Source organism: Dyella sp. (genome assembly GCF_036384435.1).
Taxonomy (GTDB): domain Bacteria; phylum Pseudomonadota; class Gammaproteobacteria; order Xanthomonadales; family Rhodanobacteraceae; genus GSA-30.
On sequence record NZ_DASVMI010000054.1, the window covers coordinates 23,050 to 38,715 of the forward strand.

A 15,666-nucleotide genomic window follows, 5' to 3' on the forward strand; every position below is an offset into this window, starting at 1 on the left:
ACGAATGCTGTCTTTAACGGTAAGAGACAGACGGTTTGTCGAACCCGACAGTGACCGTGGCGACATGGCAACAATTTACGAGTGAACGTGATGTGGGCGGACGATGATGGCATTCAGCTTTTGCGCGGCAACGCGAAAAAGATGTAGGCGTCCCGTGCATGGCGAGTGCTTCGCATACAACGCATTGCATACAACAAAGGCGCCCTTGGGCGCCTTTGTTGTCGTGCGATTCCACGCGTGTCGCTTACTTGTTCTCGACGTCGTTGGTGATCACCAGGCCGTGGTCATCGACATGCACTTCGCCGTTGAGGTTCTTGATGCGTGCAGCCTGCTGGCGCATCGTCTCAAATTGCGCCTTGGAACGCGCCGCCGCCTGCTGCTGTTCCTTCAGGGCATCGCTGTCCTCGGCGCTGGCGTCATCCTTGCCCATGTTCGCGGTGAGCTGCGTTAGCTGGTCGGACTTCGCTTCCATCGCCTGGATCCAGGTCTGGTACATATCACCGGTCAGGTGCACGCGCATCATGCGGCCGGCATCGCCTTCCGGTGCCTTGAGCATGTCGCCGAGCTTGGCGTCCTCGCCGGTGCCGATGCCCATCACCAGCGCCTTGTCGCTCATCGCCGCCCAGGCGGGTTGGCCGAGCGTGGCGGTCAGGTTGGCAGGCAGGGCTACCGGCTTGCCGTCATTGGTCAGCTTCAGCTGAGCCAGTGCAGGCATGCCCATCGAACCCAGGGCGATCAGGCCGGCCGGGTTGTTGGTAGCCAGCAGCACGCGGCCACTGAACTTGGGCAGTGTGGCGTTCGGATCGGGTGCGAAGCTATCCAGCACGACGCGCAGACCCTGCATGTCGCCGAAGGGTGGCATGGCAGCGCGCTGGGCCACCTGGCCGATCTTGGAGAATTGCTCGTTCATGTCCAGCAAGGCCGGGCAGGCGAACGGCTTGGCGGCCACGGCATCGGCCTGGGCTGCCCAGAATGCACGAACATCCTTCACCGGCACGGCCAGTGTCAGGTCGAACGGTGCGTCACCCTCGGTACCCAGGCCCGGCAGCGAAACCTTCAGGCCGGAAAATGCCTTGACGATGTCGTCGGCCAGGGCCACGTCGAAACGCGCCGACTGGTGCTTGGCATCGAGTGTGGTGTAGCCAAAGCTCATCATCGGCACGCGCGCGGCGATGCGGGCGGCATCGGTCTGGCAGCTTGCGGGGATCTGCATCTGGTTGGCCACCGGCTCGCCGGTCTTGGCAGATTCGCTTTCGGCGTGTGCCTTGAACATGGCGCCGAAGAATGGATCCTTGCCGCTCGATACCAGGGCCAGTGTGCGGGCAACGTCCAACTCGCCCACGGCATAGGGCTTGTAGCCCTTGTCCTTGGCAAGCTTTTCCAGGCGACCATCTTCCTGCAGGCTCTTTTCCGGGCGATCCAGGCCCAGCGCCTGGCGCAGCATGGCTTCGGACGCATCGGCCGGCAGCAGGGCGGCAACGGCCTGCTTGCCCACCGTGGCCAGGACCACCTGCGTACCGGCATCCTTCGACACATGCTTGCGATAAGCCTGACCACCAATCGTGGCCGTATCGAACTTGCTCCCGTATGCGGTTTCCAGGCGGCCAATGAAGGCTTCGAACGCCTTCGGATCAGTCAGCTGCGCACGGAACACAGGAGATAGGCCCAGGCCGTATAACGCTGAGTAGCCTTTCAGATCCAGGCCGTTGTTCTGCGCGAACGTTTCGATCGTCTTGCCATCGAGTTCGGCGATGAAGGCCTTGAGCAGGCGAGCGTTGTCGGCGTCCTTCATCTCTTCGGCCGCCGCTTTCATCTGCGCGACTTGGCCCGGCAACTGCGCGTCGGCCTGACTCAGCAGTGCCGAGCGGGTGCTGTCATCGAGAATGTCGAGGTTCGCCAGCACATACGGGGTGTCGGCCGGCACGAAGGCCAGCGGGGCATCTTTATCCTTGTGTCCGCAGGCAGCCAGCAATACGCCGGTAAGGCCCAGCGCGAAATAGCGCGTCGTCGATCGCATCTTGATTCCCTAGGTAGATGGTGGTGCGCCGCACATTATGCCCGTTTTACGGTCTGCATAACGTGTAGCTAACAAAAGAACGCCATGGTTTTTTACTCAAGGGCGGCCGGGTTGCTCTTATGATTATAAATATCATCTAAAATAGCGCGATTCTTCCCCAGGGAGCTCCGCGCCATGCATTTTGCAGATCCTGTCGTCATCGCCGCTGCCGTACGCACGCCGCTTGGCCGTTTCCTCGGTGAGCTGAGCCCATGGTCGACGCCGGCCCTGGGGGCGTCGGTGCTGGCCGAAGCCTTGCGGCGAGCCAACCTGCCGGCCAGTCGCGTTGATGAGGTGTTGATGGGCTGCGTCCTGCCGGCGGGCTTGGGCCAAGCGCCCGCCCGTCAAGCTGCGCGCGGTGCAGGTTTGCCCGACGATGTGGGAGCGACCACGATCAACAAGGTCTGCGGCTCGGGCATGAAGGCCAGCATGCTTGCCTATGACCAGCTTTTGGCTGGCGGTGTGGACGTCGTGTTGGCTGGCGGCATGGAAAGCATGTCCAATGCACCGTATGTGCTGCCCAAGGCGCGTGCAGGCTATCGCGTCGGTCACCAGACTGCGCTCGATCACATGATGTTCGATGGCCTGGAAGACGCCTATGAAGGTGGCCGGCCCATGGGCGATTTCGGCGAAGCCACGGCGGCGGCCTATGGCTTTACCCGTGATGATCAGGACACCTATGCCATGGAGACTCTGCGGCGCGCGCGAGCGGCGGTAGAGCAGGGCGCATTCGAGCGCGAGATCATACCGTTGCGCGTTCCTGTGCGGAGCGGCGATATCGAGGTGTCGCGCGACGAACATCCGTTGAAGGTCGACCCGGCGAAAATTCCAGGCCTGCGTGCAGCGTTCCGTCACGACGGCACCATCACGGCGGCCAGTTCCTCTGCCAATGCCGATGGCGCCGCTGCGCTGTTACTTACGCGTCGTTCCGTGGCCGAACGCGAAGGTCTGCCGGTGCTTGCGTTCATTCGCGGACACGCCACGCATAGCCAGGCGCCGGAATGGTTCACCACCGCGCCAGCCCCGGCCATTGGCAAATTACTCGCCCGAGTAGGCTGGTCGGTAGGCGACGTGGATTTGTTCGAGATTAATGAGGCGTTCGCCGTCGTGGCGATGGCGGCGATGCGCGAGTTGGGCATGGGTCATGACGTGCTCAATGTGCACGGCGGTGCATGCGCGCTTGGCCATCCCATTGGCGCGACGGGTGCACGCTTGATTGTCACGTTGTTGCATGCACTCGAACGGCACGGGTTGCGACGTGGCGTGGCGGCGTTGTGCATTGGGGGCGGCGAAGCGACAGCCGTAGCCATCGAGAGGCTCGGGTGAGTTTTGGTGGGGCTTATGTCGCAATACCGGCGGATTAACTCAGGTGAGGGATTTTCGCTCCCGGCCCGCCTCCTGCTCCTCAAAGCATCAACGCTTTCATAACTTGCGATCGCTACCATTCGGCCAAGGGGATTCACCGCGTCGGCCAGGCAACGTCAGTTGCCGGCCTGGTGCAGCTAAAATAGGGAGATACCATTAATGATCTGGCACGTTTCCAGCGTGGTGCTGCTTGGCTCCATGCTTGCTTTTTCGCCGCAGGCATCCGCCGTCCAGACATCCGCGAAGCACGATTCGGTACCGGCCGAATCATCGACAGCACCAATATCCATCGATCGCCCGCTGCCGCCGCCGGCGGCCAATGACAAGACCAACAACCTGACCGTGGAGGATTTCATGCGTGGTTTGCGTGCCATGCGGTCGGGCCCGGACAACATTGAACAGGACCCGGATTACGTCAACGCGATTCGCGGTCTGGGGCACATCGGCGAGAATTACGCCAATGAGATAGACAAGGCCAGGAAAGAGGGCAAGAAAACCGATAGCTGCCCGCCCCATGGCACCGCCACCCTGACCTCGGACACCCTCGTGCCCTTCCTGTTGCGTATCCCGCCGGAAGACCGCTCGACCATGTCGATGGACAAGGCGTTCCATGCGTATATGCGCGAACAGTTTCCTTGTCCTGGCAGGGCATGACGTTGCGTTGATTCCTGGGGATCGGAGCGGGTAGTGGGAGCACAAGTGCGCGAGCAGGTCGCACGCTTGACGGCCTGCTTCAGGTAGCGGGTTTTCGCGCCTCCGCTCCCCTCTCCCGACTCCAGCCGAGGTGCTAGCGCCCCATCACCTCGCACAACACCGCCATGCGCACGAACACGCCATTGCCGACCTGTTCGAGGATGCGCGATTGCGGGCCGTCGGCTACTTCCGAGGCGATCTCGATGCCGCGGTTGAGCGGGCCCGGATGCATGACCAGGCAGCCCTTTGCGGCGGTGGCCAGGCGTCGGTTGTCCAGACCGTAATGCTGGAAATAAGCCGCTTCATCAGGGAGATCGATCGATGCCATGCGCTCCTTCTGCAAGCGCAGCATGATCGCCGCGTCGGCACCGGCGATGGCATCGTCGAAGTTATCGAACAACTTGCAGCCCGGAAATTCGTCAACTTCGGGCATCAACCCTGCCGGGCCGCACAGGCGAATTTCCTTGGCACCCATGGCCCGCAGGGCATGCACATCCGAGCGTGCCACGCGCGAGTGCTTCACGTCGCCGCAGATCACCACCTTGAGCTGGCTGAAATCCGGGCGATGCTGACGAATGGTCAACGCGTCGAGCAGGCCTTGCGTCGGGTGCGCCCGATTGCCATCCCCCGCATTAACCACCGAAACACCGCTCATGGCGTGCCGCACCAGTTCGTCGGGTGTGCCGGAAACCTTGTGGCGCACCACGATGGTATCCAGGTGCATCGCCTCCAGCGTATGCAAGGTATCGAACAGCGCCTCGCCCTTGCTGGTCGAGGACAGGCCGATATCGAAATTGATCACGTCGGCACCCAGGCGGCGTGCGGCCAGTTCGAACGAAGTGCGCGTTCGCGTGGAGGGCTCGAAGAACAGATTCAGCACGGTGCGCCCGTTCAGCAGGTCCAGCTTGCGCGTGCCGTGGGCGCAGGCATCGCGCATCGCTTCGGCACGATCGAGCAATCGTTCGATCGTGGCGCTGGGCATGTTTTCCAGCGAGGTCAGGTGGCGCAGGCGATGATTCATGGCAATCGATCGATGAGTAGATATTGGAAAGGGATCAGGATGCGGCTTGGGCGGGGATGGCCTGGACCATGCCGCTGAGCCAGCGTTCGAGGATAACGGCGGCGGCCTCGGCGTCGATCTGCTGGGCGTCGCGCTTGCGTTTGAGCCCGGCAGCGCGTGCCTGGGCAAAACGATGTGCTGCTTCCTGGGAGGTATGACGCTCGTCGATCAGCACCACGGGCACGCCATAGCGCGCGCCCAGTTGCGTGGCGAAGCGGCGCGCGGCCTTGCTGGCAGCCTGTTCTTCACCCTCCAGGGTAAGCGGCAGTCCAACCACCAGAATTTCGGGCAACCAGCTCTGGCGCAGGCCATCGAGTTGCGTCCAGTCCGGTGTTCCGTCGCGGTTGGGAATGGCGGCGATACCTCGTGCGCTGCCAGTCAATGCATTGCCCACCGCCACGCCGATCAAACGGCTGCCGTAGTCGAAACCCAACGCACAACTCATGCGTGGCCCGCGTAACCGGGCAACTGCAGGGGATCGACACCGACTAACCCCGCGGCTGCGCTCCAGCGTTCCTCGAGTGGGGTGTGAAATACCACGCGCTCGTTGGCTTCGACGGTCAGCCAGGTGTTGTCCTTGAGCTCCTGTTCCAACTGCCCCGCGCTCCAGCCGGCATAACCCAGTGCCATCATGGCCAAGCGAGGCCCCTCGCCAGCGGCCATGGCTACCAGAATGTCGCGCGAGGTAGTGACGGACCAGTCGTTATTGATGCGATAGCTCGACTCCCAGTGCCCGTGCTCGCGGTGCAGCACGAAGCCGCGCTCCTGTTGTACCGGGCCGCCAATCAGCACGGGCGCGTCGGCCAGTTCGCTGTCGGAGCAACCGAGTTTCATCTGGGCGAGCACATCACTCAGGCGATATTCGGACAATTGATTAATCAGCAACCCGACTGCGCCATCCTCGTCGTGTTGGCAGATAAAAGCCACGCCACGAGAGAATGGCGGCTCCGCCAGGCTGGGCATGGCGATCAGGAAGTGACCGGCGAGGGTCTGCTGGCTTGTGACAGTCATAGGTTCATTGTAAGCCCTCGGCGTGAACGGCGGGCGTTGATCGCATTCCCTACCTTCGGGTAGGAGCAACTTCAGTCGCGAAAAGCGAGTTGGTGAGGTGGTCGCAGATCGGAGCTTTCGGGATGTCGACCCAAAACCTCCAGTCTGTGGCCAAGCCACAGACTGCTTCACGATTGAAATCGCTCCTACAGTCGCCCCTGCAAGGGAGGCGATGCGTACAAGCCCCGCAGCATCATCGCGTCTTGAGCACGTCATCCGGCTGGAACAGCCAGGTCCGGGTGATGTAGAGCTCGTCCACGCGCTCCTTGTCACTGGGCAGTGTGGGGAAGGGGGCGGCCAAGCGCACGATGCGCTTGGCCGATTCGTCCAGCAGCGGCTGGCCGGAGCTCTTGATCACATCAATGCTCTTGACCGTGCCATCGTGGTTCAAAGCCACGGTGAGCACGAGTTCGCCATGTACGCCTTTCTGGCGCGCCTCGTTGGGATAATTGAGGTTGCCCACGCGTTCGATACGATCGATCCAGCCACGCATGTAAGCGGCGTAGATGAATTCCTTGGTATTGGCCGAGATGAACTTCTTCTTGGGGCGCTTGGCATAGGCTTCGGTCTTGTCCCTGACCTCGGCAGCCAGGCGCGCCATTTCTTCCTGCTTGCGCAATTCGTCGGCCGATTGCTGATCGGCGGCCTCGGTCTGTCCGGTATCGGTATCGACCGTGTGGGGGCTGGCGCCGGTGGTGGTAACCAGCCGCTGCGAGGTGGCATCACGTGGCGCCGGGGTGCTGGCATCGACGTGTTGCTGCGAGGTGCCATTGGCCTCGGTCGGCAGCGGGCCCGAAAAGGGCTGCGAAGGCCGGCCGGCCTTGTCGCTTTCGCCGCCGCCGGCATTGTTTGCCTGGGCCAGGAAGTCGGCCTTGTCCGGTGCCTCGCGATTGGCTACGTCGACCAGGGTCACGTCCAGCGTCGGCAGGCTGGGCTTGGGCTTGACGTAGTGAAAAGTGATGCCCAGCAGCAGGATCCCGTGCAGCATCAACGAAAACAACAACGTAGCGCCGATGGGATCGGCGCTGCTGACGGGGCGGGCAGGGGCATTCACGCAGCTTGCTTTCCGGCGGTGAGGCGTTCGATGACGTCGAACAGCTGGCCTGCAATATTAAGCCCGAATTGCGCATCCAGTTCACGAACACATGTCGGCGATGTGACGTTGATCTCGGTGAGGTAATCGCCGATCACGTCCAGGCCGACAAAGAGCAGCCCGCGCCGTTTAAGTTCGGGCGCCACCTGGGCCGCGATCCAGCGGTCCCGTTCCGATAGCGGCACGCCTTCGCCACGGCCGCCGGCAGCCAGGTTGCCGCGAAACTCGTTGCCCTGGGGAATGCGCGCCAAGGCGTAAGGCACCGGCTCGCCGTCGATCAGCAGGATGCGCTTGTCGCCCGACGTGATCTCCGGGATGTATTTCTGCGCGATCGTGAACTGCCTGCCTTCGCCGTGCGGGCCACCGGCCAGCAGGGTTTCCAGCATGGAGTTGAGGTTGCTGTCGCCCGCCTTGACCCGGAAGATGCCACGCCCGCCCATGCCGTCCAGCGGCTTGAGCACCACTTCACCGTGTTCGGCGGCGAACCGGCGCAGTTCGCCGGCATCGCGCGAGACGAGGGTGGGCACCATGCACTGCGGAAAGTGCGTGGCGAACAACTTTTCATTGCAGTCGCGCAGGGCCTGCGGATCGTTGACCACGAGCACGCCGGCTCGCTGGGCCAGTTCGGCCACCATGGTGTCGTAGATGAACTGGGCATCGACTGGTGGATCCTTGCGCATCAGGATGACATCGATACTACGGAGGTCGATCCAGCGAGCCTCGGCCATGGTGAACCACGCCTTGGGGTCATCCTTGACGGTCAGCGAAGCCAGCCTCGCCCAGGGCGCGCCATTACGGATAGCCATGTCTCCCTGCTCCATGTACCACAGGGCATGGCCACGGCGTTGGGCTTCCAGCAGCATCGCGAAGGTGGTGTCCTTGACGGTCTTGATGCCCGCGATGGGGTCCATGAGTACGGCGACCGACAGGGTCATCGTCATTCTCCGGTAGTCGAAACGTGTCAAAACGGCGATGTTCGCCGAGGCCAAGCCCAGGCGGCAAGGTTCCGGAGCGTATCCATCCCCGGCAAGGGTATGCGAGGGGGCCATCCGTGAAGGCGTGAAATCGCGATTTCGCAAGCATTGTAAGTAATTGCGGCTTGACGGCGCGCCGGTCTAGGCGTTAAACAGAAGCTGTATAAAAGCCCGCCTGACGAGCGGGTTACGGAATCATCTTTGCGAAATTTTTTGGTTTTCATTTCAAGCCGGCGGCCTCGAGGCCGACGGTCGTGCGTTTACCTGAGCCGGGGCAGGTCGCAGGGGGGTTAAGTGAACTTGAACGTAAATGGCAACGGCCTGGCCGGTCTGAAGGTCATGGTTATCGACGATTCCAAGACCATCCGTCGAACGGCGGAGACCTTGTTGAAAAAAGAGGGCTGCGACGTGCTTACCGCCGTCGACGGCTTCGAGGCGCTGGCCAAGATTTCCGACCAGCGGCCTTCCATCATCTTCGTCGACATCATGATGCCGCGCCTGGATGGCTACCAAACTTGTGCGCTGATCAAGAATAATCCGCAGTTCCGCAGCACGCCTGTGATCATGCTCAGCTCCAAGGACGGCCTCTTCGACAAGGCCCGTGGGCGCATCGTGGGCGCGGAACAGTACCTGACCAAGCCGTTCACGCGCGACGAACTGCTTGGCGCCATCCATCGACATGTCAGCAGCACGGTTTGAGCCTTGCGCGACTACAGCAACTGAGGGGGAGCTGTGGCCCACATCCTAATCATCGACGATTCGCCGACCGACGTGCGCGTGTTCACCACGCTGCTTGAGCGGGCCGGTCATCGCGTGGATTCCATCGGCAATGCCGAGGACGGCATCGAGCGCGTGCGCGCCGAGTTGCCGGACCTGGTCATCATGGACGTCATCATGCCTGGCATGAATGGCTTCCAGGCTACGCGCACGCTGACCCGCGATCCGGTCACGTCCGGGGTGCCCATTGTGATGATCACCACCAAATCCATGGAGACCGATCGCGTGTGGGGCCTGCGCCAGGGTGCGCGTGCCTTCATCACTAAGCCGGTCAATGAAAAGGAGCTTCTGGCCTGCATCCACGATCTGCTGCCCAGCGCGGCAGCCTGAAGGAAGCCATGAGCCAGACCGCCCATTTCTCGCCCTTCGAGGTTCTCGCTCGCTACGAGCGCCTATCACTGGCCCACGCCCAGGAAGCATCCGAGACGCTGGAGGCCCCGGGCCTTTGGCGAGGCATCGGTTTTCGAGCGGGCAGTCGTTCCTTCGTCAGCGGAATCGATGAGATCAATGAATTGCTGGCGGTGCCTCAGCTGACACCAGTCCCTGGGACGCAGAATTGGCTATTGGGCATTGCCAACGTGCGAGGCAACCTGGTCCCGGTGATCGATCTGGGACGTTTTCTGTTCGGTGAACGCACCCAGCCCACCGAGCGCAGCCGCTTGCTGGTAGTGCGTCAGGGTGCCGGCAATGTGGCCTTGCTGGTGGATGAGGTCTTTGGCCAGCGTACGGTCGATGCCGAACAACGCCGCGACGTGGAGCCCGAGTCCGATCCGCGCCTGACGCGCTTCGTCGACGATCGTGTTGGCGCACAGCGGTTGGCTTTGTTCAGCATGAACCGGCTGGTACGGGCACCGGATTTCCGCCAGGCCGCGGCCTGACGGCGAAAAATTTGCGAAAGGGTCCGGTGCGGGGTACGGCCGGGAATCAACGAAATGCAACGGGGCGGGTGGCCCCGATGATCGCCGGGCAACGAATCCGGCGTGGTGTAGACGGGCGAGGTGAATAGCATGAGCACTACAGGGGGCGCCGGCCAGGAGCGTAACTACTCCGGGATCATTGTCGGCTTGCTGCTGATCTGTATCATTGTCGCCGTGGCGGATTTCTGGGTCCTCACCATCAAGAACGGTGAGGACCGCGAGGCGATCGGTCTGACCACGCAGATTCAGGTGTTGTCCCAGCAGACGGCCAAGTACGCACTCGAAGCGGCCGACGGCAACGTCGAATCCTTCAAGGAGCTGGAGAACAATCGCAACTCCATCGATTCGGCCGTGCAGCAGCTGACCAAGGGCAGCAGCAAGAGCGGCATGCAGGCCTATGCCGACAACAATGCCACCATGGCCGGGCGCGCCGTGTCGGCGCTTGGCTCCGCCTGGGGCCAGCTCGACAGCGACATCGGCAAGATCCTTTCCAACAAGGCGCTGGTGCTCGACTCGGCCCAGCGTGCCGCCACGCTTTCTCGCGAACTGCCGTTGCTGAACTCGTCGATGGAGCAGGTGGTAAATATCCTCCAGCAGCACGGTGGCAGCGCGGAACAAACCTATACCTCCGCGCGCCAGATGCTGCTGGCCGACCGCATGATCCGCCGAGTACAGGAAGTCCTCCAGGGCGGCGATGCTTCCCAGCCGGCCGCCGATGGCCTTTCCCGTGACGGTCAGCTTTATGGCAGCGTGCTCAACGGCCTGCTCGCCGGTAACTCCGACATGGGCGTGCGGTCGATGGGCGATGCCAATGCCCGCAAGATCCTCACGGATATGCAGGGCAAGTGGAATGACGTGCAGGATCCGGTCAACAAGCTGATCAGCGCCGCGGGTAACCTGAGCGAAGTCAAGCGCTCCGGTAACCAGGCTTCGCTGGATTCGCAGAATGTGCTGCTGCGTGCCAACGAACTGGCAGACCAGATCGGCAAGCTGCCGTTGCGTCGCGTATTCCCCAATGTATGGTGGGGCGTGCTTGGCGCGGCTGGTGCGGCGGCGTTTGCCGTGCTGTTGGTGCTGCAACAGATCGGTGACCAGCGTCGCCGCTTCCGCGAATCGACCGAATTGAACCAGCGCAACCAGGAGGCGATCATGCGCCTGCTGGATGAAATGGGCTCGCTCGCCGAAGGTGACCTGACGGTCAAGACTACCGTCACCGAGGACATTACCGGCGCCATCGCCGACTCGGTGAACTACGCCATCGACGAGTTGCGCACCCTGGTGACCACCATCAACGAGACCTCCGAGCAGGTGTCGTCGTCGGCGCAGGAAACCCAGACCACCGCGCGTCACCTGGCCGAATCGGCCGAGAATCAGGCGCAGCGCATCAGTACCGCGACCACGCTCATCAACCAGATCGCCAGCTCCATGGACAACGTGTCCAAGGATTCGGCCGAGTCGGCCGACGTGGCCGAACGCTCGGTGCAGATCGCCTCGCGCGGCGCCGAAGTGGTGCGCGAAACGATCTCGGGCATGGACTCCATTCGCGACCAGATCCAGGAGACTTCCAAGCGAATCAAGCGCTTGGGTGAATCTTCGCAGGAAATTGGCTCGATCGTGGAACTGATCAACGACATTGCCGAGCAGACCAATATCCTCGCCTTGAACGCAGCCATCCAGGCCGCTTCGGCCGGTGAGGCCGGCCGAGGCTTCGCGGTGGTGGCCGATGAAGTGCAGCGCCTGGCCGAACGCTCGGCCAGCGCGACCAAGCGAATCGAAACGCTGGTGCAGACGATTCAGTCCGACACCAACGAAGCGGTGAACTCGATGGAACAGACCACCGCCGAAGTGGTGGCCGGTGCCCGCCTGGCCGAGGATGCCGGCAGCGCACTGGGAGACATCGAGCGCGTGTCGCACGATCTGTCCGCGCTGATTCAGAACATCTCCGCGGCGGCGCGTCAGCAGTCGGCGGCGGCGACGGACATCTCGCAGTCGATGAACGCGATCCAGGAAATTACCTCGCAGACCTCGCAAGGCGCGAGCCAGACGGCCGACTCGATCGGTTACCTGGCCCAACTGGCCAGCGACCTGCGTCGTTCGGTGGCCCACTTCAAGCTGCCGGGTTGAAACGCATGATGAGCTGGTCGGGCTCTATGACAAGGGGCAACCTGCACGGTTGCGAAAGGCGTAGCAGCGCGGCCGCTGAGATGGACGTATGAGACTTCAAGACCACATCGATTTCACCACGTTGCAGTGGGTCAAGCCGGAGCTCGACGCTTCGCTTGCACTGGCTCGCGAAGCGTTGGAATCCTACGTCGACAATCCTGGCAATCGGGATGTCATGCGCTCGTGCGCCGACAGCTTGCACCAGGTGCAGGGCACCCTGCGCATGGTTGAACTGTATGGCGCGGCCATGGTCGCCGAGGAAATGGAAACCCTCGCCATCTCGCTGCTCGAGGACCACGTCGCCCAACGCGAAGATGCCTACGCCGCGCTGATGCGCGGCTTGATGCAACTGCCTGACTACCTGGAGCGCCTCTCCGGCGGTCACCGCGACGTGCCGGTCGTGCTGTTGCCCCTGCTCAACGACCTGCGCGCCAGTCGCGGCCAGCAGGCACTGCACGAATCGGCCCTGTTCAGCCCCAACCTGGAAGCACCGCTGCCGCCCGAGGCACCGGGTGCCTCCAGCCGGGAAGTGGCCGAGCAGAAGCGGCCGGAAATCGCCGAATTGCGCCTGCGCTTCCAGCAGCAGTTGCTGGCCTGGTTTCGTGGCCAATCCGAGTCGGGCCTGGTCGGCATGCGTCAGATGCTCGATGCGATCTGCGCACGCTGCTACAGCATCCCGGGGCGTCGCTTGTGGTGGATCACCTCAGGCGTACTCGAAGGTTTGCAACAGGGCGTGCTCAAGTCGCAAGCCACCGAGGTACGCCAGTTGGTCGGCAAGGTCGATCGCAGCATCCGCCAATTGATCGAACAGGGCGAAGCAAGCTTGCGTGGTGGTGACGCCGACGAACTGGCCAGCAAGCTGCTGTACGTGGTTGCACAAAGCAAGCAGCGCACGCCGCAGATGACGTTGCTGGCGCGCACCTACGCGCTTGACGCGCTGCTGCCCGACGCGGCTGAAGTCGAGCACGCGCGCGGCTCGATGTCCGGCCACAACCGTGCCCTGCTCGATTCGGTCGCCAAGGCGCTCAAGGAAGACCTCTTGCGCGTCAAGGAATCGCTTGACCTTTTCCTGCGCCAGACCGATGCCGATCCGGCACAACTGGGCGGTCAGATCGAAGTGCTTGAACGCGTCGGCGACACGTTGGGTATGCTTGCCCTGGGTGTACCTCGTCGTGTGGTCAACGAACAACGTCGCGTGCTGGAAGAAATTGCCAGCCGCATGCGTGCACCGGACGAAGAGATCCTGCTGGATGTCGCCGGTGCACTGCTGTACGTGGAAGCGTCGCTCGACGATCACATCGAGAGCCTTGGCGCCGAAGACGAGCCGACCAGCGAATCGGCAACCAGCATGCTGCCACGCAGCGAGGCGCGCCACATCCTTGCCACGCTGATGCAGGAAGCCATCGCCAACACCAGCAAGGTGAAGGAAAGCATCGTCGCCTTCGTCGAGTCGGGCTGGCAGCACCAGGAACTGCGTGACGCCAATCCGTTGATGGATGAGGTCGCCGGTGCCTTGCGTATGCTATCCGCGCCGCGCCCGGCCGAACTGGCTGAAGGCATTGGCCGCTTCATCGGCAATGAGCTGCTCGCCGATCGCCGCGTACCCAGTAGCGCGCAGATGGATCACCTGGCCGATGCACTGGCCGCGCTGGAGTATTACCTCGAGGCTGCACGCGAGCACCGCGGTGGCCTGGAGCACATCCTCGATGTTGCCGAGCACAGTCTGAGCAAGCTTGGTTACTGGCCGCCGCCTGCCGTGCGCGAACCAGCAGTCGAAGCCGTCGATTTCGCCTCCGCTCCGGTCGCATCTACACTCGATATGGCCGCCCAGCCGGAACTGTCCGAGCCGGTCAGCCTGGTTGCCGGTGACGACCCCACGCAGCTGTTCCTTGGCACGCAGGAGCAGCGCGAGCCTGCCGGTCACGATCTCAGTGGCCTGCGCCTGGCCGATACCGAGCACCTGGGGCACGCCGAACCGGCCTCGGACGAAACCGACTGGATGGAAATCGAAGAGGAAATCTTCGAAGACGTTCCCGTGGCCGGCAGCACGCCGATGCTCGCCGGATTCCAGGCCAGTACCGAAGGTATCGATGACGACATCCGCGAAATCTTCCTCGAAGAAATGCAGGAAGAAATCGACAGCCTGCAAACTGCCCAGAGCCAGTGGCTCAATGACGTCACCCAGCGCGAGGCGCTGGTATCGATTCGTCGGTCGTTCCATACGCTTAAGGGCTCCGGTCGCCTGGTGGGTGCCGGCCTGCTGGGTGAATTTGCCTGGAAGGTCGAGAACATGCTCAATCGCGTGCTCGATGCCTCCATCGAGCCGCATGAAGGCGTGCAAGAGCTGATACGGCACGCTATCGACGCACTGCCGCAACTGCGTGCCGCACTCGAGGGTGGTTCCGCGCCCACCGCGCCGCTTGCTGCGATCATGGACACCGCCGACCGCCTGGCCGGTGGCAGTACGGGCGCCCGCATCAGCAATTTTGCTGGCGCAGGCACCGAGCGCGTACGTCGTGTCGTGCGCCGCCGCGTACCGCGAGTGGATACCACGCAGGCCGATGCCATCCCTGCAGCCTCGCTGGCCGATGTGCAGCAACCGGCCCAGGAAACCGTCCACGAGCCGTTGCCGGAGGCCTACGCCGCGCCAGTCCTGCCCCCGGTCGATCCGGTATTGCTGGAAATCCTGCGCAGCGAAGTGGCGCAATACCTGCAGACCATTCGCAACACCATCAATCGTGTCGATGGCGAAGTGAAGGTCGACGACGGCTTGTTGCGCGCCGTGCATACGCTGCATGGCGCCATCGCCATGGTCGACATTCCGCTGCTGACCCAACTTCTGTCGCCGCTGGAAAGCCTGCTCAAGCGCCTGCGCGCCGCCGGTCAGCCATTGACGGCGGAGGGCGTAAGCCTGCTTGCGCGCTGCGCGGATTCGGTCGACAACGTGATGGCGCAGTTCGATGCGCCGCATCCGCAGTTGCCTGACCTGGAAGGCCTGATCGCCCGCTTGACCGAACTGCGCGACAACCAGCCCGAGCCCCAGGTCGCCCATGTGGTCTTCGAGCCCCAGGAAGACGAACTGGACGATGCCCAGCCCGCGCAAGAGGCTGCCGCACCCGTCGAGCCCGTCGTCGTGCCTGCGCATTCGGTTGAAGACGAACATCACAACATGTACGCCGCCGAACTCATGGCGGCGCTCGATGCTTTCGAACTCGGTGCCGCCAAGGAGGCCGCCGAGCACGAGGGGCAGGCTCCTGCCACGGTCGAGGCGCACGAGGAAGACGATTTCCACGCCATGTTCGCCGATCTGCTCGAAGAGCCTGCCCAGGTGTATGGGCAGGACGCGCACGCGCCGAGCGATGACGCTGGGCAGATCGAGTCGTTCAGTGTGGCGCCCGAAGACATCGCGCCGTTGCATGCCGAATCGCTTGTCGACAATCAGACCGATACCGCAGACCTGGTCACACATAGCGCCGAGCCCGAGGTCGTCACGCCGATCTCGGAACTGCCGTTGATCG

Annotated in this window: 13 protein-coding genes; 7 read left to right on the forward strand and 6 right to left on the reverse strand. The window is 62.8% G+C overall.

What is annotated here, in order from left to right; all coding sequences use genetic code 11:
• Window positions 1–244: 244 nt before the first annotated feature.
• Window positions 245–2,017 (reverse strand): hypothetical protein, encoded by a 1,773-nt coding sequence (locus VF436_RS05100; RefSeq protein ID WP_330902919.1) that lies wholly within the window; start codon window positions 2,015–2,017, stop codon window positions 245–247.
• Window positions 2,018–2,191: 174 nt separating this feature from the next.
• Between VF436_RS05100 and VF436_RS05105 the strand changes: the two genes are divergently transcribed.
• Together VF436_RS05105 and VF436_RS05110 are read left to right on the forward strand one after the other, a co-directional pair.
• Window positions 2,192–3,382, forward strand: coding sequence for an acetyl-CoA C-acyltransferase (locus VF436_RS05105; RefSeq protein ID WP_330902920.1), 1,191 nt, complete (start codon window positions 2,192–2,194; stop codon window positions 3,380–3,382).
• Between the two features lie 198 nt (window positions 3,383–3,580).
• Window positions 3,581–4,075 carry a hypothetical protein gene (locus tag VF436_RS05110; RefSeq protein ID WP_330902921.1) on the forward strand — a complete coding sequence of 165 codons (495 nt, stop codon included), beginning with the start codon at window positions 3,581–3,583 and terminating at the stop codon, window positions 4,073–4,075.
• Window positions 4,076–4,208: 133 nt separating this feature from the next.
• On the opposite strand, the gene VF436_RS05115 is transcribed toward VF436_RS05110, so the two are convergent.
• The 5 genes from VF436_RS05115 to gshB form a co-directional block, all read right to left on the reverse strand.
• Complete coding sequence (locus tag VF436_RS05115) at window positions 4,209–5,135, reverse strand: aspartate carbamoyltransferase catalytic subunit (protein ID WP_330902922.1); 927 nt, start codon at window positions 5,133–5,135, stop codon at window positions 4,209–4,211.
• Window positions 5,136–5,169: 34 nt separating this feature from the next.
• Window positions 5,170–5,619 (reverse strand): Holliday junction resolvase RuvX, encoded by a 450-nt coding sequence (ruvX, locus tag VF436_RS05120; RefSeq protein ID WP_330902923.1) that lies wholly within the window; start codon window positions 5,617–5,619, stop codon window positions 5,170–5,172.
• Window positions 5,616–6,185: a YqgE/AlgH family protein gene (locus tag VF436_RS05125; protein ID WP_330902924.1), complete on the reverse strand. Its 570-nt coding sequence runs from the start codon at window positions 6,183–6,185 to the stop codon at window positions 5,616–5,618. Before VF436_RS05125 ends, ruvX begins: the two co-directional genes overlap by 4 nt.
• A gap of 232 nt (window positions 6,186–6,417) precedes the next feature.
• The gene (locus tag VF436_RS05130; RefSeq protein WP_414649813.1) at window positions 6,418–7,278 is read right to left on the reverse strand and encodes an energy transducer TonB; all 861 of its coding nucleotides are present in this window, start codon (window positions 7,276–7,278) and stop codon (window positions 6,418–6,420) included.
• Window positions 7,275–8,252 (reverse strand): glutathione synthase, encoded by a 978-nt coding sequence (gene gshB / locus VF436_RS05135; protein WP_330902925.1) that lies wholly within the window; start codon window positions 8,250–8,252, stop codon window positions 7,275–7,277. Before gshB ends, VF436_RS05130 begins: the two co-directional genes overlap by 4 nt.
• 378 nt (window positions 8,253–8,630) lie before the next feature.
• On the opposite strand from gshB, the gene pilG reads away from it, so the two are divergent.
• The 5 genes from pilG to VF436_RS05160 form a co-directional block, all read left to right on the forward strand.
• On the forward strand, window positions 8,631–8,990 hold the full coding sequence (pilG, locus tag VF436_RS05140; protein ID WP_330902933.1) for a twitching motility response regulator PilG: 360 nt from the start codon (window positions 8,631–8,633) through the stop codon (window positions 8,988–8,990).
• Between the two features lie 33 nt (window positions 8,991–9,023).
• Window positions 9,024–9,398 (forward strand): response regulator, encoded by a 375-nt coding sequence (locus VF436_RS05145; protein WP_330902926.1) that lies wholly within the window; start codon window positions 9,024–9,026, stop codon window positions 9,396–9,398.
• Window positions 9,399–9,406: 8 nt separating this feature from the next.
• Entirely contained in the window at window positions 9,407–9,946 is a 540-nt protein-coding gene (locus tag VF436_RS05150; RefSeq protein WP_330902927.1) for a chemotaxis protein CheW, read from the forward strand.
• A 129-nt stretch (window positions 9,947–10,075) separates the two neighbouring features.
• Window positions 10,076–12,109 (forward strand): methyl-accepting chemotaxis protein, encoded by a 2,034-nt coding sequence (locus VF436_RS05155; RefSeq protein ID WP_330902928.1) that lies wholly within the window; start codon window positions 10,076–10,078, stop codon window positions 12,107–12,109.
• An 88-nt stretch (window positions 12,110–12,197) separates the two neighbouring features.
• The coding region (locus tag VF436_RS05160) for an Hpt domain-containing protein (RefSeq protein WP_330902929.1) at window positions 12,198–15,666 on the forward strand (3,469 nt) is incomplete at its 3' end.